Origin of the sequence: Streptococcus oralis ATCC 49296 (assembly GCF_000185265.1) — a bacterium.
Taxonomy (GTDB): Bacteria; Bacillota; Bacilli; order Lactobacillales; family Streptococcaceae; genus Streptococcus; species Streptococcus oralis_BC.
Window position 1 is genome coordinate 729,778 of the sequence record NZ_GL622183.1, and the last position, 17,943, is coordinate 747,720.

Annotated in this window: 16 protein-coding genes; 14 read left to right on the top strand and 2 right to left on the bottom strand. The window is 43.1% G+C overall.

Translation table 11 applies throughout. The annotated features are described in order from the left end of the window. Nucleotides 1-21: 21 nt before the first annotated feature. From rpoC to HMPREF8578_RS05995, 9 genes are all read left to right on the top strand, one after another. Nucleotides 22-3,687: a DNA-directed RNA polymerase subunit beta' gene (gene rpoC / locus HMPREF8578_RS05955; RefSeq protein WP_000228750.1), complete on the top strand. Its 3,666-nt coding sequence runs from the start codon at nt 22-24 to the stop codon at nt 3,685-3,687. Nucleotides 3,688-3,797: 110 nt separating this feature from the next. After that, the gene (gene ndk, locus HMPREF8578_RS05960) at nt 3,798-4,217 is read left to right on the top strand and encodes a nucleoside-diphosphate kinase (protein WP_000438279.1); all 420 of its coding nucleotides are present in this window, start codon (nt 3,798-3,800) and stop codon (nt 4,215-4,217) included. A gap of 134 nt (nt 4,218-4,351) precedes the next feature. Continuing rightward, on the top strand, nt 4,352-4,975 hold the full coding sequence (locus tag HMPREF8578_RS05965; protein WP_000240912.1) for a hypothetical protein: 624 nt from the start codon (nt 4,352-4,354) through the stop codon (nt 4,973-4,975). An 83-nt stretch (nt 4,976-5,058) separates the two neighbouring features. After that, nucleotides 5,059-5,502, top strand: coding sequence for a tRNA (adenosine(37)-N6)-threonylcarbamoyltransferase complex ATPase subunit type 1 TsaE (tsaE, locus tag HMPREF8578_RS05970; protein WP_000556962.1), 444 nt, complete (start codon nt 5,059-5,061; stop codon nt 5,500-5,502). Further along, the gene (locus tag HMPREF8578_RS05975; protein ID WP_000455516.1) at nt 5,492-6,013 is read left to right on the top strand and encodes a GNAT family N-acetyltransferase; all 522 of its coding nucleotides are present in this window, start codon (nt 5,492-5,494) and stop codon (nt 6,011-6,013) included. Before tsaE ends, HMPREF8578_RS05975 begins: the two co-directional genes overlap by 11 nt. Nucleotides 6,014-6,017: 4 nt before the next feature. Then, nucleotides 6,018-7,058, top strand: a complete 1,041-nt coding sequence (lytR, locus tag HMPREF8578_RS05980; protein WP_000592174.1) for a glycopolymer--peptidoglycan transferase LytR — start codon at nt 6,018-6,020, stop codon at nt 7,056-7,058. Between the two features lie 72 nt (nt 7,059-7,130). Further along, nucleotides 7,131-8,387, top strand: a complete 1,257-nt coding sequence (locus HMPREF8578_RS05985) for a competence/damage-inducible protein A (protein WP_000642678.1) — start codon at nt 7,131-7,133, stop codon at nt 8,385-8,387. A gap of 54 nt (nt 8,388-8,441) precedes the next feature. After that, nucleotides 8,442-9,593, top strand: coding sequence for a recombinase RecA (recA, locus tag HMPREF8578_RS05990; RefSeq protein ID WP_001085522.1), 1,152 nt, complete (start codon nt 8,442-8,444; stop codon nt 9,591-9,593). Nucleotides 9,594-9,762: 169 nt separating this feature from the next. Beyond that, on the top strand, nt 9,763-9,957 hold the full coding sequence (locus tag HMPREF8578_RS05995; RefSeq protein WP_000415529.1) for a PspC domain-containing protein: 195 nt from the start codon (nt 9,763-9,765) through the stop codon (nt 9,955-9,957). A 131-nt stretch (nt 9,958-10,088) separates the two neighbouring features. On the opposite strand, the gene HMPREF8578_RS06000 is transcribed toward HMPREF8578_RS05995, so the two are convergent. After that, nucleotides 10,089-10,643 (bottom strand): GNAT family N-acetyltransferase, encoded by a 555-nt coding sequence (locus HMPREF8578_RS06000; protein ID WP_000060280.1) that lies wholly within the window; start codon nt 10,641-10,643, stop codon nt 10,089-10,091. A 100-nt stretch (nt 10,644-10,743) separates the two neighbouring features. Here HMPREF8578_RS06000 and HMPREF8578_RS06005 point away from each other — a divergent pair, with 100 nt between their 5' ends. Together HMPREF8578_RS06005 and HMPREF8578_RS06010 are read left to right on the top strand one after the other, a co-directional pair. Beyond that, nucleotides 10,744-12,114, top strand: a complete 1,371-nt coding sequence (locus tag HMPREF8578_RS06005) for an MATE family efflux transporter (protein ID WP_002892950.1) — start codon at nt 10,744-10,746, stop codon at nt 12,112-12,114. A 203-nt stretch (nt 12,115-12,317) separates the two neighbouring features. Further along, complete coding sequence (locus tag HMPREF8578_RS06010; protein ID WP_000532894.1) at nt 12,318-13,034, top strand: YebC/PmpR family DNA-binding transcriptional regulator; 717 nt, start codon at nt 12,318-12,320, stop codon at nt 13,032-13,034. A gap of 47 nt (nt 13,035-13,081) precedes the next feature. On the opposite strand, the gene HMPREF8578_RS06015 is transcribed toward HMPREF8578_RS06010, so the two are convergent. Continuing rightward, nucleotides 13,082-13,783 carry a CD20-like domain-containing protein gene (locus HMPREF8578_RS06015; RefSeq protein ID WP_000675586.1) on the bottom strand — a complete coding sequence of 234 codons (702 nt, stop codon included), beginning with the start codon at nt 13,781-13,783 and terminating at the stop codon, nt 13,082-13,084. A 193-nt stretch (nt 13,784-13,976) separates the two neighbouring features. Between HMPREF8578_RS06015 and HMPREF8578_RS06020 the strand changes: the two genes are divergently transcribed. Genes HMPREF8578_RS06020 through HMPREF8578_RS06030 form a run of 3 tightly spaced genes read left to right on the top strand, consistent with a single transcriptional unit; the run spans nt 13,977 to nt 17,941 of the window. Then, nucleotides 13,977-14,438: a MarR family winged helix-turn-helix transcriptional regulator gene (locus HMPREF8578_RS06020; protein ID WP_000361563.1), complete on the top strand. Its 462-nt coding sequence runs from the start codon at nt 13,977-13,979 to the stop codon at nt 14,436-14,438. Continuing rightward, nucleotides 14,422-16,191 (top strand): ABC transporter ATP-binding protein, encoded by a 1,770-nt coding sequence (locus tag HMPREF8578_RS06025; RefSeq protein ID WP_000731808.1) that lies wholly within the window; start codon nt 14,422-14,424, stop codon nt 16,189-16,191. Before HMPREF8578_RS06020 ends, HMPREF8578_RS06025 begins: the two co-directional genes overlap by 17 nt. After that, nucleotides 16,181-17,941: an ABC transporter ATP-binding protein gene (locus tag HMPREF8578_RS06030; protein WP_000428393.1), complete on the top strand. Its 1,761-nt coding sequence runs from the start codon at nt 16,181-16,183 to the stop codon at nt 17,939-17,941. Before HMPREF8578_RS06025 ends, HMPREF8578_RS06030 begins: the two co-directional genes overlap by 11 nt. Nucleotides 17,942-17,943 lie beyond the last annotated feature (2 nt).

A 17,943-nucleotide genomic window follows, 5' to 3' on the forward strand; every position in this document is an offset into this window, starting at 1 on the left:
AGAATAGAAAGGGAAGAAATAGTGGTTGATGTAAATCGTTTTAAAAGTATGCAAATCACCCTAGCTTCTCCAAGCAAAGTCCGTTCATGGTCTTATGGAGAAGTCAAAAAACCTGAAACAATCAATTACCGTACGTTGAAACCAGAACGTGAAGGACTCTTTGACGAAGTGATTTTTGGTCCTACAAAAGACTGGGAATGTGCTTGTGGTAAGTACAAACGCATTCGTTACAGAGGGATTGTTTGTGACCGCTGTGGGGTTGAAGTAACGCGTACAAAAGTTCGTCGTGAGCGTATGGGGCACATCGAGTTGAAAGCTCCTGTATCTCACATCTGGTATTTCAAGGGGATTCCAAGCCGTATGGGCTTGACCCTTGATATGAGCCCTCGTGCCCTCGAGGAAGTTATCTACTTTGCGGCTTATGTGGTGATTGATCCTAAGGATACACCGCTTGAGCACAAGTCTATCATGACAGAGCGCGAATACCGTGAGCGCTTGCGTGAGTATGGTTATGGATCATTCGTTGCCAAAATGGGTGCCGAAGCTATCCAAGACCTTTTGAAACAAGTAGATCTTGAAAAAGAAATTGCGGAACTCAAAGAAGAGTTGAAAACAGCTACTGGACAAAAACGTGTCAAAGCCATCCGTCGTTTGGATGTTTTGGATGCCTTTTACAAGTCTGGGAACAAACCTGAATGGATGATTCTCAACATCCTTCCGGTTATTCCACCAGATCTTCGTCCAATGTTGCAGTTGGATGGTGGCCGCTTTGCCTCATCTGACTTGAACGACCTTTACCGCCGTGTTATCAACCGTAACAACCGTTTGGCTCGTTTGCTTGAGTTGAATGCACCAGGTATCATCGTTCAAAATGAGAAGCGTATGCTTCAAGAAGCAGTTGACGCTTTGATTGATAATGGCCGTCGTGGTCGTCCGATTACAGGACCAGGTAGCCGTCCACTGAAATCATTGAGCCACATGCTTAAAGGAAAACAAGGACGCTTCCGTCAAAACTTGCTCGGTAAACGTGTTGACTTCTCAGGACGTTCCGTTATCGCCGTTGGTCCAACTCTTAAGATGTACCAATGTGGTGTGCCACGCGAAATGGCGATCGAGCTCTTTAAACCATTTGTGATGCGTGAAATCGTTGCCCGTGACATCGTGCAAAACGTCAAAGCAGCTAAACGCTTGGTAGAACGTGGAGACGAACGTATCTGGGATATTCTTGAAGAAGTAATCAAAGAACACCCAGTACTTTTGAACCGCGCACCGACCCTTCACCGTTTGGGTATCCAAGCCTTCGAGCCAGTCTTGATTGATGGTAAGGCCCTTCGCTTGCACCCGCTTGTCTGTGAAGCCTACAACGCCGACTTTGACGGGGACCAAATGGCCATCCACGTACCGCTTTCAGAAGAAGCTCAAGCAGAAGCTCGTATCTTGATGTTGGCTGCTGAGCATATCTTGAACCCGAAAGATGGTAAACCAGTTGTTACTCCATCTCAGGACATGGTTTTGGGTAACTACTACTTGACCATGGAAGAAGCTGGTCGTGAAGGTGAAGGAATGGTCTTCAAAGACCGTGACGAAGCGGTTATGGCATACCGCAATGGTTATGTTCACCTCCACTCACGTGTTGGTATTGCAACAGACAGCCTTAACAAACCATGGACAGAAGAGCAAAAACACAAGGTCTTGCTGACAACGGTTGGTAAAATCCTCTTCAACGACATCATGCCAGAGGGTCTACCTTACTTGCAAGAACCAACAAATGCTAACTTGACAGAAGGCGTTCCAGCTAAGTACTTCTTGCCACTAGGTGGAGATATTAAGGAAGCTATTCGCAACCTTGAACTCAATCCTCCATTCAAGAAGAAAAACCTTGGAAATATCATCGCTGAAATCTTCAAACGTTTCCGTACGACAGAAACATCTGCCCTGCTTGACCGTATGAAGAACCTCGGTTACCACCACTCAACTCTTGCAGGTTTGACAGTAGGTATTGCCGATATCCCAGTTGTTGAAGACAAGGCTGAAATCATCGAAGAATCACACAAACGTGTAGAACAAATCACCAAACAATTCCGTCGTGGTATGATCACAGACGACGAGCGCTACAACGCTGTTACAGCTGAATGGCGTGCTGCCCGTGAAAAATTGGAGAAACGTTTGGTTGCCAACCAAGATTCTAAGAACCCAATCGTTATGATGATGGACTCTGGAGCCCGTGGTAACATCTCAAACTTCTCACAGCTTGCCGGTATGCGTGGTCTGATGGCCGCTCCGAACGGACGTATCATGGAATTGCCAATCCTTTCAAACTTCCGCGAAGGTTTGTCAGTACTCGAAATGTTCTTCTCAACTCACGGTGCCCGTAAAGGTATGACCGATACGGCCCTTAAGACAGCCGACTCAGGTTATTTGACTCGTCGTTTGGTTGACGTTGCCCAAGACGTTATCATCCGTGAGGACGACTGTGGAACAGACCGTGGTCTCTTGATCCGTTCTATCGCAGAAGGAAAAGAGATGATCGAGTCTCTCGAAGAACGCCTCAACGGTCGTTACACTAAGAAAACTGTTAAACATCCAGAAACTGGTGCAGTGATCATCGGTCCAAATGAGTTGATTACAGAAGACAAGGCGCGTGAAATTGTCAATGCTGGTGTGGAAGAAGTGACTATCCGCTCTGTATTTACATGTAACACCCGTCATGGTGTCTGCCGTCACTGTTACGGTATCAACTTGGCGACTGGTGATGCGGTTGAAGTTGGTGAAGCAGTTGGTACAATCGCTGCCCAATCTATCGGGGAACCTGGTACACAGCTTACAATGCGTACCTTCCACACGGGTGGGGTTGCCTCAAATACCGATATCACTCAGGGTCTTCCTCGTGTCCAAGAAATCTTTGAAGCCCGCAATCCTAAAGGGGAAGCGGTCATCACAGAGGTCAAAGGGCAAGTTACAGCTATCGAAGAAGATGCTTCAACTCGTACTAAGAAAGTCTTTGTTAAGGGTGAAACTGGCGAAGGTGAGTACGTGGTTCCATTTACAGCACGTATGCGTGTCGAAGTTGGAGACCAAATCTCTCGTGGTGCAGCATTGACAGAAGGTTCTATCCAACCAAAACGTCTCCTTGCTGTTCGTGATGTCTTGTCAGTTGAAACTTACCTCCTCGGTGAAGTACAAAAAGTTTACCGTAGCCAAGGGGTAGAAATCGGTGACAAACACATCGAGGTAATGGTTCGTCAAATGATCCGTAAAGTTCGTGTCATGGATCCAGGTGACACAGATCTTCTTATGGGTACTCTCATGGACATCAACGACTTTACAGATGCCAACAAGGATGTTCTTATCGCAGGTGGAGTTCCAGCGACTGGTCGCCCAGTTCTTATGGGAATCACCAAAGCCTCACTTGAAACCAATAGTTTCTTGTCAGCGGCTTCCTTCCAGGAAACAACTCGTGTCCTTACAGATGCAGCCATCCGTGGTAAGAAAGATCATCTCCTTGGACTCAAGGAAAATGTTATCATCGGTAAGATCATCCCAGCTGGTACTGGTATGGCTCGCTACCGGAACCTTGAACCACAAGCTATCAATGAAGCAGAATATCTGGCTCCAGAACAAGAAGAGGCAGAACTTGCTCCTGTAGAGGAAGTTGTGGAAATCCAAGTTGAAGAAACAGTAGAATAAAAGCAAACAAGAGAACCTTTGGGTTCTCTTTGCTTTATTTCAGAAAATTTTCCCACTTTTTCATAAAGTATGGTAGAATAGAAGAACTAAAATGCCAAGGAGGTGTCCGTATGGAACAAACATTCTTTATCATTAAGCCAGATGGTGTGAAAAGAGGGCTGGTTGGCGAAATTCTGCAAAGAATGGAGCAACGAGGTTTCAAAATCGAAAAATTAGAGTTGCTTTCAAAAGTTTCAAAAGATTTGATTGACCAACACTATCAAGACTTGGTTGGAAAAAGTTTTTACCCTCCTATCCGTCAGTTTATGACCTCAGGACCAGTAGTGGTGGGCATTCTATCAGGTCCGAAAGTGATTGAAACTTGGCGGACCATGATGGGGGCTACTCGTCCAGAAGAAGCTCTGCCAGGAACTATCCGAGGAGATTTTGCCAAGGCTGCAGGAGACAATCAAGCCATTCAAAATGTAGTTCACGGCTCCGATTCGGAAGCTTCTGCAAAACGTGAAATTGCTCTCTGGTTTAAGGATTAGACTGGTAAAAGAACAGTTCTGTACACAACAGAGCTGTTTTTTGGTCTGTTGAGCACAAAAAATGGACACTTGAGGCGGAAACAATCATTTCAAACTCCTCACAAGGTATAATCCCATATAGGGAGGGAAAAGAAATGGTAAAATCAATTCGCCTATTGTTACTGATTGCAGTCGTCCAGATTAGTTTTAGTAGTTGTCTATTATGGAAAGAATCCTTTTTATCTTTAAAACAGACCAATGCTTATTTTTTAATTTTAATAGTAGGAATTTCTGTTTTGTGCGCTGGGATAAATTATTTCCATACAGCAGACCAGTCTAGACATAGTATTTTACATGTTCAAAAGAAAGTGAGCCTTGTTTATTGCCTCCTTTTAGTAGTCAATCTTTTGGCAACCTGTCTGGTTCTCTCAGAAAGTATCCAAACCACTAGCAAATTGCAGCAGGAATTGGTTGACCTCTTTTTACCCTCCTTCTTTTTCTTGCTAGGAGTAGATCTATTGATTTTCTTACCTTTTGATAAAATTTTTCGCGATATAGAAAATCACCTAAATAAAAAGAAAACAGTCGTCATTTCCGTTCTAGCTACGATGGTTTTTTTGAGGAATCCCTTAGTGATTTCCTCGATTCTCCTTTATGTCAGTGTTGGTTTTCTATGCGCACGTTTCCTTTTTCCAAAATGTATTCAAAGGGAAATCTCCTTTTACGGCCACCTGATTCGAGATATCCTGTTTGTTTTTTCAATAGTTGTATTCTTTTAAGTAGAGAAGAATTTTTCAAAATTGTTATAGTAAGTCCATAAAGAAAATTCACACAAAAGAAAACTTTTTGGTATAATAGTAGCATGCACACAAAAAATGAAGAAGAGCTTCTAGCTCTCGGAGAAAGATTAGGTCATTTGCTTCAAAAAGACGATGTTCTGATCTTGACTGGAGAGTTGGGTGCGGGTAAAACAACCTTTACAAAAGGTCTTGCCAAGGGCTTGGGTATCCGTCAGATGATTAAAAGTCCAACCTATACCATTGTCAGAGAGTACGAAGGGCGTTTGCCACTTTACCACTTGGATGTCTACCGTATCGAAGGTGATGCTGATTCTATTGACTTGGATGAGTTTCTCTTTGGAGGTGGTGTGACTGTTATTGAGTGGGGGCATCTTTTGGGTGAAGATTTACCAGATTCTTACTTGGAGTTGGAAATTTTGAAAGAAGCTGATGGTCGTTGTCTTCATTTTACGGCTCATGGCTCTCGGGCTGAACAACTCATCAAGGAGCTTCAAGATGGAGTATGAGTTGTGTATTCGTGAGGCAGAGATTTCAGATGCTACAGACTTAATTGCATTTTTAGATTGTGTCGGTCAAGAGACAGATTTTACCAGCTTGGATGAAAATGGCATCATGATGACAGCTTCTGAAATGGCTCTTTTTATCGAAAAACAAGCTGTATCAGAGAATCAAATTACTCTCCTCGCCTTACTGAATGATGAGATTGCAGGAGTTTTAAATATCACAGCGGACCAACATTTAAGAGTTCGACATATCGGTGATGTTTTTCTAGCAGTTCGAAAGAAATTCTGGAACCAAGGCTTGGCGACTATACTTCTAGAAGAAGGCATCGAGTGGGCTAAAGCCAGTGGTGTCTTGCGCCGTTTGCAACTTAGTGTACAAAAACGAAACGAGGCTGCGATCCACCTCTATTCAAAAATGGGATTTATCACAGAAGGCTTACAAGAACGAGGAGCCTATTTAGCAGAAGGGATATTTTTAGATGTTTGTCTTATGGGCAAGCTGATAAATGAATAACGAGATGATTAAAAAATTAATTGGAATGGTGCTAGGTTTCCTAGCAGTAACAGTTTTAGGTGTAGCGGTTTATGGCTATACCATCTACCAACAGGGAACAGAAACCCTAAGTAAAAAGACTTACAAAAAAATCGGGGAAGAAACCAACGTTATCGAAGCGACGGAGCCTCTGACCATCCTCTTGATGGGGGTAGATACGGGAAATGTGGAACGTACAGACCCGTGGGCGGGAAATAGTGATTCCATGATTCTCTTGACGGTTAATCCCAAAACAAAGAAAACCACTATGATGAGTTTGGAACGGGATATTTTGACCAAGATTGAGACTGGAAACGGTCAAGTTCAGGAAGCTAAACTCAATGCGGCCTATGCTAATGGTGGTGCGGAACTTGCAATTTCTACTATTCAAAAGATGATGAATATCCACATTGACCGCTATGTGATGGTTAACATGCAGGGGCTTCAACAATTGGTGGATGCAGTTGGTGGAATTACCGTCAACAATACACTCGGTTTCCCAATTTCGATTGCTGACCAAGAAGAGTTTAATAAGATTTCCATCGGTGTTGGAGAACAAACCTTGAATGGTGAGGAAGCTCTGGTGTATTCACGGATGCGTTACCAAGACCCAGAAGGAGACTATGGTCGTCAAAAACGTCAACGTGAAGTCATTCAAAAAATCGTTGAGAAGGTTTTGAGCCTAAACAGTGTGAGTCATTATCAAGGTATCCTCAAAGCTTTGAGTGATAACATGCAGACCAATGTGGACTTGTCAGCTAAGAGCATTCCACAATTGCTCGGCTATCAAGATTCTTTCAAGAATATCGAAACGCATCAATTGCGTGGGGAAGATGCTGAGCTACAGGGAATTTCTTATCAGATTGTCACTTCAGAACATATGCTCGAAATGCAAAATCTCTTGCGTCGTTCACTAGGTAAAGAGCCAGTGACAGAATTGGAAACCAATGCGGTACTGTACGAAACAGCCTTTGGTCGGACAGCACCTTCAACCAGTACTAACGCTTCAAACGAAGAAGCAGAATAAGAAAAGAATCAAATCGTGGGAAATTTCCTGCGATTTTTTCAAAAAAATTCGAATAGATAAGTAGGAGGAAACATGAAAGCAGAAATTATTGCTGTCGGAACAGAAATTTTAACAGGGCAGATTGTCAATACCAATGCTCAGTTTTTATCAGAGAAACTAGCCGAAATCGGGGTAGATGTCTACTTCCAAACAGCTGTTGGAGATAATGAAGCTCGTCTTTTGTCCTTGCTGGAGATTGCGAGTCAACGTAGCAATCTTGTGATTTTGACAGGGGGCTTGGGACCAACTGAGGATGATTTGACCAAACAAACTCTGGCAAAATTTTTGGGAAAAAATCTAGTGTTTGACCCTCAAGCACAAGAGAAACTGGATATTTTCTTTGCTCATAGACCTGACTATGCTCGGACACCGAATAATGAGCGCCAAGCCCAAATTGTAGAAGGAGCAACTCCACTGCCAAATGAGACAGGTTTAGCAGTAGGAGGGGTGTCGGAAGTGGATGGCGTAACCTACGTGGTCCTTCCAGGACCGCCGAGTGAGTTGAAACCTATGGTCTTAAACCAACTCTTACCCAAGTTAATGACTGGTACCAAGTTATACTCACGTGTGCTCCGTTTCTTTGGGATTGGGGAAAGCCAGTTGGTGACCATTTTGGCGGATTTAATTGACCATCAAACCGATCCGACTTTGGCGCCGTATGCCAAAACAGGAGAAGTGACCTTGCGCTTGTCTACAAAAGCAGTTAGTCAAGAAAAGGCTGATCAAGCGCTGGACATCCTAGAAAATCAAATCTTGAGTCGCCAAACTTTCGAGGGAATTTCTTTACGAGACATCTGTTACGGATATGGGGAAGAAACCAGCCTCGCAAGTGTCGTTGTAGAAGAGCTAAAGAAGAGACAGAAAAGCATTACTGCGGCAGAAAGCTTGACGGCAGGTCTCTTTCAAGCGACATTAGCAGACTTTTCGGGCGTTTCAGCAATCTTTAATGGCGGTTTTGTCACTTACAGCCTAGAAGAAAAGTCTAAGATGCTGGATATTTCCGAGCAAGAGCTAAAAGAACACGGGGTTGTTTCTGACTTTACGGCTCGAAAAATGGCAGAGCAGGCACGGATCAAGACTAAGTCTGACTACGGAGTCAGTCTGACAGGTGTAGCTGGGCCAGATAGCCTAGAGGGGCATCCAGCTGGTACAGTTTTTATTGGACTGGCACATGCAAAAGGAACAGAGGTGATCAAGGCTAATATCGCAGGACGGAGTCGAGCAGATGTTCGACATATTGCGGTCATGCATGCCTTTAACCTAGTTCGCAAGGCTTTATTAAGTGACTAAATTTTGGTATAATGAAATATAGGTCTAAGGACCAGTAAAACATAGGAGAACAAAATGGCGAAAAAACCAACGAAAAAATTAGATGAAATTGGGAAAAAATTTGGAGCTGACCGTGAAAAAGCATTGAACGATGCTCTTAAATTGATTGAGAAAGACTTTGGGAAAGGCTCAATCATGCGCTTGGGTGAGCGCGCGGAGCAAAAAGTTCAAGTGATGAGCTCAGGCTCATTGGCTCTTGACATTGCTCTTGGTTCAGGGGGTTATCCTAAAGGACGTATCATCGAAATCTATGGACCAGAATCATCTGGTAAGACAACGGTTGCCCTTCACGCTGTTGCGCAAGCACAGAAAGAAGGTGGTATTGCAGCCTTTATCGATGCGGAACATGCTCTTGACCCAGCCTATGCTGCAGCCCTTGGTGTGAACATTGACGAATTGCTCTTGTCACAACCAGACTCAGGTGAACAAGGTCTTGAAATTGCTGGAAAATTGATTGACTCAGGTGCAGTTGACCTTGTCGTTATCGACTCAGTTGCGGCCCTTGTACCTCGTGCGGAAATTGATGGGGATATTGGAGACAGTCACGTTGGTTTGCAGGCTCGAATGATGAGCCAGGCCATGCGTAAACTCGGAGCTTCTATCAATAAAACCAAAACAATTGCCATCTTTATCAACCAATTGCGTGAAAAAGTTGGGGTCATGTTTGGAAATCCAGAAACAACACCTGGTGGACGTGCTTTGAAATTCTACGCTTCAGTCCGTTTGGATGTTCGTGGAAGCACACAAATCAAAGGAACTGGTGACCAAAAAGATACCAATGTCGGTAAGGAAACCAAGATCAAGGTCGTGAAAAACAAGGTAGCTCCACCATTTAAGGAAGCCTTTGTTGAAATCATGTACGGAGAAGGGATTTCTAAAACTGGTGAGCTCTTGAAGATCGCAAGTGATCTCGATATCATCCAAAAAGCGGGAGCATGGTACTCTTACAAGGGTGAAAAAATCGGACAAGGATCTGAAAATGCTAAGAAATATTTGGCAGATCACCCAGAGATTTTTGATGAGATTGACCATCAGGTTCGTGTTCAATACGGTTTGATTGAAGATGAAGAAGGAACCACTTCTACTTCTGCCACTGAAGATTTGGCACCTAACCAAGAAGTGACGCTTGACCTAGGTGATGGACTTGAAATCGAAATTGAAGATTAAAAATAAAAGCGGAGAAGTCCTTCTCTGCTTTTTATGTTTAATTATTAATTCTCCATAAGCTTCAAAAGCGTAATAAAAGAGTATTTAATCAAAAAAATTAAAAAAACTGTTGCAATTTTTTTGATTTGATGATAAAATTAAATCATTCTATAAAAAGGAGACTACTATAATGGAAAAACGCCTTGTTCGTAACGTACAAGACAAAAAGATTGCTGGTGTTTGTGCAGGTATCGGTGACTACTTTAACATGGACCACACACTTGTTCGTGCACTTTGGATCATCTTCACCCTACTTGGTGGTTCTGGAATCTTAGTTTATGCTGTTCTCTACTTCCTTCTTCCAGAAGGCAATGCAGAAGCTTAAGCCATAGAGAGAATAAAAGTTTATTCTGATCAGTTGAAAATAAAAAATGCATGTAATCGTAGATTACATGCATTTTTATATGTAGCTTCTATCGAAAAAGAGAGGTTCTTCACCAGAAGGATAAGTCTTGTTTAATGGTCACTAAAACGACGATACTCTATATGAAAGTCAAAATAATGTTCATTCTGTAACTTTTGGAAGATATCGCGATAGGCTTCTTCGTCAAAATGGTCGCCACGGTAGAGAATTTCAAAACTCAAACCATCGTACTCTAGAAAAGCGTTGGCTGTTTTGAAACCATTTTGGTGATAGAAATCCATGCGGGCCTTTCTCTGCTCCAAGTTATCGCATTCTTCATCCAATCGCTCGACTTCCAATAACATGGTTCGCTGGTAAAAATCAGTCAGCTTTTCGATGATTTCTTTTCCATATCCGTGGCTTCTCAAGTGGGGCATGATGGCAAAAAAACTGATATAGAAGGCCTTGGGATTGGAGATGGCAAAAGCAAAGCCGACAAACTCTTCTTGGTTATAAAAAGCAAAAAAGTGGGCGTCTTCTCGGTCCTGATAGCGTAAAAACTCTGACAGAGGAACTCGTTCTTCCTCGGGGAATGCTTCCTTGTTTAGCTTCTCGACCTTATCCAGATCGGGAAATGCATCGGTAATTAATTGACTGGTCAAACTCATAAGTGACCTCCTTTTCTTGATTATAGCAAATTGTCTCTCGGTAGGCAATTGATTTCAAGCAATCCTTGTCGCTCCTCTAGAAAGCTGATATAATAGGCTTATGAATAAGAAAAGAAAAGTGGATTTGGTCAATGGTCCAATCCTTCCTTCGCTTTTAAGCTTTGCCTTTCCAATCTTGCTGTCTAATATCTTTCAACAGCTTTATAATACAGCTGACGTCTTGATTGTTGGGCGTTTTCTAGGTCAAGATTCCTTGGCAGCAGTAGGGGCGACAACTGCCATTTTTGACTTGATTATAGGCTTTACGCTTGGTGTTGGCAATGGGATGGGGATCGTCATTGCCCGCTATTATGGGGCTCGGAATTTTACAAAGATCAAGGAAGCAGTAGCAGCAACTTGGATTTTAGGTGCTCTTTTGAGCATTGGGGTCATGCTGATGGGCTTTGTCGGTCTGTATCCTCTCTTGCAATACTTAGATACTCCTGCAGAAATCCTTCCTCAGTCCTATCAATATATTTCTATGATTGTGACCTGTGTAGGCGTCAGCTTTGCCTATAACCTCTTTGCAGGTTTGTTGCGGTCCATTGGTGACAGTCTAGCAGCTCTTGGATTTCTGATTTTCTCTGCCTTGGTCAATGTGGTGCTGGATTTGTATTTTATTACGCAACTGCATCTGGGAGTTCAATCTGCGGGGCTTGCTACTATTATTTCACAAGGGTTGTCAGCGCTTCTCTGCTTTTATTATATCCGCAAGAGTGTTCCAGAACTGCTCCCTAAACTCAAGCATTTTAAATGGGACAAGGCCTTGTACGCGGATCTTTTAGAGCAAGGTTTGGCTATGGGGCTGATGAGTTCGATTGTGTCCATTGGTAGTGTGATTTTACAATCCTCTGTTAATACTTTTGGAGCTGTGATTATTAGCGCCCAGACAGCAGCTAGACGCATTATGGCCTTTGCTCTCCTTCCTATGACAGCTATTTCTTCTGCTATGACGACCTTTGCCTCTCAAAATCTAGGAGCCAAGCGACCAGACCGCATAGTTCAAGGTCTTGGTATTGGGAGTCGTTTGAGCATGTCCTGGGCAGGTTTTGTTTGTATTCTCCTCTTTTTTGCCAGTCCTAGCTTGGTTTCTTTCTTAGCCAGTTCGACGGATGGATACCTGGTAGAAAATGGTAGTCTCTACCTGCAAATCAGTTCAGTCTTTTATCCGATTTTGAGCCTTTTGCTGATTTATCGCAATTGCTTGCAGGGATTGGGGCAGAAAGTCCTTCCTCTAGTTTCCAGCTTTATAGAACTAATCGGGAAAATCGTTTTTGTGGTTTTGATTATCCCTTGGGCAGGGTATAGGGGAGTTATCCTTTGCGAACCCCTTATCTGGGTCGCCATGACCACCCAACTGTACTTCTCACTTTTCCGTCACCCCCTGATAAAAGAAGGCAAGGCAATCTTGGCAGCCAAAGGACAATCCTAGCTGGATTTGCTAATACTCTTCGAAAATCAAATTCAAACCGTGTCAGCTTAGCCTTGCCGTACTCAAGTACAGCCTGCGGCTAGCTTCCTAGTTTGCTCTTTGATTTTCATTGAGTATAAAATAAAATCCATTTCCTCTAGTGAAAATCGAAAAAACTTGTGTTATAATAAGAAAGATTAAAATGTGAAAAAAGGAGATTCCTAATGGGACGTAAATGGGCCAATATCGTAGCCAAGAAAACGGCTAAAGATGGAGCTAACTCTAAAGTATATGCAAAATTTGGTGTAGAAATCTATGTAGCAGCTAAAAAAGGTGATCCAGACCCAGAATCAAACACTGCTTTGAAATTCGTTATCGATCGTGCCAAACAAGCCCAAGTGCCGAAACACGTTATCGATAAAGCGATTGATAAAGCAAAAGGAAACACAGACGAAACCTTTACAGAAGGACGTTACGAAGGTTTTGGACCAAATGGTTCTATGTTGATTGTGGATACCTTGACTTCAAACGTCAACCGTACCGCAGCCAATGTCCGTGCAGCTTTTGGTAAAAACGGCGGAAACATGGGTGCTTCAGGTTCAGTTTCATACCTCTTTGATAACAAGGGTGTGATCGTATTTGCGGGTGAGGACGCTGATGCAGTCTTTGAGCAATTGCTAGAAGCAGATGTGGATGTGGACGATGTAGAAGCAGAAGAAGGAACAATCACTGTTTACACAGCTCCAACAGACCTTCACAAGGCTATCGTTGCCCTTCGTGAGTCTGGTATCGAAGAATTCCAAGTGACTGAATTGGAAATGATTCCTCAGTCTGAAGTGGAATTGTCAGGCGAAGACCTTGAAACCTTTGAAAAACTTTACAGCGTCCTTGAAGACGACGAAGATGTGCAAAAGATCTATACAAACGTAGACGGATTCTAATATAAAAGCGAACAGACTTACTAGCTGTTCGCTTTTTATATTGGAACTTAGACTCTGCTTTCCGAATCGTTTTGTTGCTTGCTTTTTCCTTGACCTAGACCAACTGCATGTTTTTGGACCAGCAAGAGCTGCCCATTGTCATCTTTTGCAAAAGTTAGGGTAACAGTCTTGATTTTGTCACCAATGGAGAGATAGGTGACTTTTCTCGTATTATAACCCCCAATAGTGGAGTCAAACTCGGAGTCTGGTAGTCCGTGTTTTTTGATGATATCCTTGTAGTTGGTGCCACCTTTTCCTTTGTTATCAAGGTCACCTTCGATTAAGGCGTCGAACTGTTCTTGGGTCCAAGTGAAGGAATCCTCCTCCTCTTCAGGGATGAAGTCGCTGCTATCATCTGTCAAGTCGCCATCCTCTTCGCGGTCAATGGAGGCACTCGCCTCTCTGTAAGAGCGGTTAAATTCCCTGGCAAAATCTTTGTAGATATTAGCGTACAGTATCTGGGTTGTGAAGAATAGTACAATAGAGGCAACTGCGAGGGATGTTCCGATAATGGCCATTGTTTTCCGTTTTTTTAGGTTGACGATAAGGCCGATAATCCCCAAGATAAATGCGACGATGGCGCTGAAAAACGATAGATAGTTAATAAATGGGATCCAGGACCCTAAAAGTGCGATGGCTCCAAAAATGGTTGCCAAGATTCCTAAAACTCTCTGTTCCTCTGGTTTCATTTGAAAGTTTTCTCCCTTCATCGAGTGAATGGATTTCTATCCACAGTAGTTAGTGTTTATTATAGAGAAAATAGCAGCTAATGTCAATTCAGACCAAGATAGTTCCCAAGGAAACTTTTTTCTTGACATATTCTCTGTAAGTGGTAAAATAGTTCTCACGGAAACTAAATTAGTTCTCCAGAGAACTATATAAAATCATGAGAAGGGAGCAATCATGGACAAATCGTTGTTGATTTTTAAACGTTTTGGGTACCAGATTCACCTAATGTTGCAGAAAGAAGCCAAACGTTGCGGTATTGAATTTATGGGGGGACCGCAAGGGCAGGTCCTGCAGTTTTTAGATCGTCGTGAGCATAATCAAGAATTAACGCTTATCAAGGATATTGAGACAGAACTCAATATCACCAAGTCAGTTGCTAGCAACTTGGTCAAGCGTATGGTACAAAATGGTTTGGTCGAGTTAGAGGCCAGTCCAAGTGATAAACGAGCGAAACTTGTTTGTTTGACCGATAAATCACGATCTCAGATGCAAGAAGTTAAGGCACTTTTTGATCGGATTGATCAGAGCCTGCTAGAGGGTGTTTCAAAGTCAGACTTAGCAATCTTTGAAAAGGTACTCGGGCAATTGCAAGCAAATGTTGAGAAGATAGGAGGAGAGAATGAAGAAACTCGCTAAACGTATTACAGGAAAAGAGTGGGGAATGATTGTCCTTACGATTCTGTTCACTTGTTTCTCGGTTTATCTCGAGTTAGAGGTACCGACTTACATTTCGCAAATTACAGAATTACTAGGAACGTCTGGAACGCAGTTGGGTGAACTCTGGTCACCAGCTGCGAAGATGATTGGATTGTCTTTATTGGCTTTCTTTTCATCTGTTGTGGTTGGTTTCTTTGCCGCTCGCGTTGCAGCATCCTATACAACTCATCTACGCACTGACGTATTTCATCAGGTTTTGGATTTTTCACAGACAGAGATCAAACGTTTTTCAATCCCAAGTCTTTTGACTCGGACGACCAATGATATTACCCAGGTACAGATGCTCTTTACCATGGGCTTGCAAGTGGTTACTCGTGGGCCAATCATGGCTATCTGGGCCATTGGAAAAATCCTTGGTAAGTCCGAATACTGGCTCTGGGCAGTAGTGGTAGCTGTTATCGTCAATGTTCTAATGACAACTGTTCTCATGACTCTAGCCTTTCCTAAACAATCTGTCATCCAAAAATTGACAGATAAACTCAATAGTATCACTCGTGAAAGTTTGACTGGGATTCGAGTTGTTCGCGCATACAATGCGGAAGATTACCAAGATAAGAAATTTGAAGCAGCCAATGATGAGGTAACACGTCTCAATCTCTTTGTCAATCGATTGATGGCGATTATGAATCCCATTATGATGGCAATTTCGAGTGGATTAAGTTTAGCCATTTACTGGATTGGTGCCTATATCATCAACGATGCAAGTTTGACAGAACGTCTGCCACTCTTTAGTGATATGGTGGTCTTCATGTCCTATGCTATGCAGGTCGTGATGGGCTTCCTTCTCATGGGAGCACTCTTTATCGTTCTTCCTCGTACCTTGGTTTCGGCAGGACGTATCAATCAAGTATTGGATCTGCATTCTTCTATTGAAAATCCTAGTCATGCACAGACAGCGGATCCTTCAGTTCAAGGACAAGTGGAATTTCGTGATGTAACTTTCCGCTACTCTAAAAACTCAGAAGCAGTCGTGGAACATGTCACTTTCAAAGCTGAAGCTGGTCAAACCGTGGCCTTCATCGGATCGACTGGATCAGGTAAGTCTACACTTGTCAACCTCTTGCCACGTTTTTACGACGTTTCAGATGGAGAAATCCTAGTGGATGGTGTCAATGTGCAAGATTATGACTTGGAAGATTTGCGCAATAAGGTCGGCTATATTCCACAAAAAGCTGTACTCTTTTCTGGAGATGTCAAGGGGAACTTGGACTTTGGTAAGAGCAAAGAAACTTCTCTAAGCGAAGCTGCTATGTGGCAAGCTCTTGAATTGGCCCAGTCTAAAGCATTTATCGAGGACAAGGAAGCAGGTCTTGCATCAGAAGTAGCCCAAGGTGGAACCAACTTTTCAGGAGGTCAAAGACAGCGTTTGGCCATTGCGCGTGCCTTGGCTCGTAAACCAGAGATTCTCATCTTTGATGATTCCTTCTCAGCCTTGGACTACAAGACAGATCGTGTCCTACGCCAAGAGCTAGCCGAGAAAACAAAATCCATGACCAAGCTCATCGTAGCGCAACGGATTTCTACCATTATGGACGCCGACCTGATCTTAGTTTTGGATCAAGGTAAAGTCGTGGGACAAGGCACCCACAAGGAACTTCTAGCTACCAACGAAGTCTACCAAGAAATTGCCTACTCACAACTATCGAAGGAGGAATTGGAACATGGAAAATAAAAAAGTTTCGGTCTGGAAACAGTGCAAACCTTATATGGCAGGTCTCCAACTCCCTCTCCTACTAGCAGTTGTGGCTGCTATCATTTCAAGCATTATCACCGTTTATGGTCCAACTAAGATTAAGGAAATAACAAATTTGATTTCAGATGGTTTGGCTGCAGAAATCGACTTGGTAGCTGTGTCAAACATTGCTGGATTTTTGGTTGTTCTGTATGTATTTGGAGCTATCCTTAATTATACACAGGCCTATATCTTTTCAACGAGCATTCAGCATTTTTCAAAACGCTTGCGGACAGCAATCGCTGAAAAAATCAATCGTTTGCCACTTGGCTATTTTGACCGTCATTCACAAGGAGATACCCTTTCGCGCGTGACCAATGATGTGGATACAGCAGCGCAATCTCTCAACCAAAGTCTAGGGACAGTTCTTTCAGCTAGTTTCTTGTTGATTGCTGTCTTGGTGACCATGTTTGGGATGAACTGGATTTTGGCATTGGTAACCGTTGTATCAACCCTTGTTGGTTTTGCGGCGGTTTCTGTAATCATGGCCAAGTCACAGGGTTATTTTAAAGCCCAACAAAATAATTTAGCGGCCGTCAATGGTTACGTAGAGGAAATGTACTCTGGCCATAATGTAGTGACCAGCTACAACGCAGTGGACACCTCCAAAGCGAGATTTGCAGGTTTAAACCAAGACTTGCATGATAGTATCTGGAAATCTCAGTTTATCTCTGGTATCATGATGCCAGCCATGTTCTTTGTTGGGAACTTTAGTTATGTCTTAGTCATCATCGTTGGTGCCGCGCTGGCGTTAGAAGGGCATATCACTATAGGGATTATCGTAGCCTTTATGGTTTACGTACGGACCTTCTCCCAACCTCTGTCACAGATTGCCCAAGGGATTACGAGCTTGCAACAAGCGAGTGCAGCCATGATTCGTGTATTAGAATTTCTAGCTGAAGCTGAGATGCAGGATGAATCTCATAAGGAAAGACAATTGGCCCATATGAAAGGGGAAGTAGTCTTTGATCATGTGTCCTTTGGCTATACACCAGAGCGCACCATCATCCATGACTTTTCTGCGACAGCTCATGCAGGTCAGAAGGTTGCTATCGTTGGACCGACTGGGGCTGGGAAGACAACCATTGTCAATCTTTTGATGAAGTTCTATGAGCTAGATAAGGGAAGTATCCGCATTGATGGTGTGGATACCAAGGACATGAAGCGCTCTGAAGTGCACGATGCCTTTTCAATGGTCTTGCAGGACACTTGGCTCTTTGAGGGAACGATTCGAGAGAACCTGATCTATAATCAGACAGACATCAGTGATGAACGAATGATGGAAGCCAGCAAGGCTGTGGGAATCCACCACTTTATCATGACTTTGCCAGACGGTTACGACACTATCTTGGACGATACAGTGACTTTGTCTGTCGGACAAAAACAACTCTTAACCATTGCTCGTGCTTTGCTGAAGGATGCACCACTCTTGATTTTGGATGAAGCGACATCTTCAGTTGACACACGTACAGAGGAGTTGATTCAAAAAGCCATGGACCGTTTGATGGAGGGTAGAACCTCCTTTGTCATCGCCCACCGCTTGTCAACCATCCGAAATGCTGACTTAATCTTGGTCATGAAAGATGGCAATATCATCGAACAAGGTAACCATGAGGAATTGATGGGCAAAGCTGGCTTCTATGCGGATCTTTACAACAGCCAATTCACAGAAGACCAAGCAGAAGAATAAAT

Excerpts from the sequence above, each read along its gene's own strand:
- HMPREF8578_RS05975 (WP_000455516.1), top strand. The coding sequence starts at position 5,492 with ATGGAGTATGAGTTGTGTATTCGTGAGGCAGAGATTTCAGATGCTACA.
- HMPREF8578_RS06005 (WP_002892950.1), top strand. The coding sequence starts at position 10,744 with ATGAATAAGAAAAGAAAAGTGGATTTGGTCAATGGTCCAATCCTTCCT.
- HMPREF8578_RS06000 (WP_000060280.1), bottom strand. The coding sequence starts at position 10,643 with ATGAGTTTGACCAGTCAATTAATTACCGATGCATTTCCCGATCTGGAT.
- HMPREF8578_RS06020 (WP_000361563.1), top strand. The coding sequence starts at position 13,977 with ATGGACAAATCGTTGTTGATTTTTAAACGTTTTGGGTACCAGATTCAC.
- HMPREF8578_RS05965 (WP_000240912.1), top strand. The coding sequence starts at position 4,352 with ATGGTAAAATCAATTCGCCTATTGTTACTGATTGCAGTCGTCCAGATT.
- HMPREF8578_RS06030 (WP_000428393.1), top strand. The coding sequence starts at position 16,181 with ATGGAAAATAAAAAAGTTTCGGTCTGGAAACAGTGCAAACCTTATATG.
- tsaE (WP_000556962.1), top strand. The coding sequence starts at position 5,059 with ATGCACACAAAAAATGAAGAAGAGCTTCTAGCTCTCGGAGAAAGATTA.
- HMPREF8578_RS06010 (WP_000532894.1), top strand. The coding sequence starts at position 12,318 with ATGGGACGTAAATGGGCCAATATCGTAGCCAAGAAAACGGCTAAAGAT.
- ndk (WP_000438279.1), top strand. The coding sequence starts at position 3,798 with ATGGAACAAACATTCTTTATCATTAAGCCAGATGGTGTGAAAAGAGGG.
- HMPREF8578_RS05995 (WP_000415529.1), top strand. The coding sequence starts at position 9,763 with ATGGAAAAACGCCTTGTTCGTAACGTACAAGACAAAAAGATTGCTGGT.
- recA (WP_001085522.1), top strand. The coding sequence starts at position 8,442 with ATGGCGAAAAAACCAACGAAAAAATTAGATGAAATTGGGAAAAAATTT.
- HMPREF8578_RS06015 (WP_000675586.1), bottom strand. The coding sequence starts at position 13,783 with ATGAAGGGAGAAAACTTTCAAATGAAACCAGAGGAACAGAGAGTTTTA.
- HMPREF8578_RS05985 (WP_000642678.1), top strand. The coding sequence starts at position 7,131 with ATGAAAGCAGAAATTATTGCTGTCGGAACAGAAATTTTAACAGGGCAG.
- lytR (WP_000592174.1), top strand. The coding sequence starts at position 6,018 with ATGATTAAAAAATTAATTGGAATGGTGCTAGGTTTCCTAGCAGTAACA.
- HMPREF8578_RS06025 (WP_000731808.1), top strand. The coding sequence starts at position 14,422 with ATGAAGAAACTCGCTAAACGTATTACAGGAAAAGAGTGGGGAATGATT.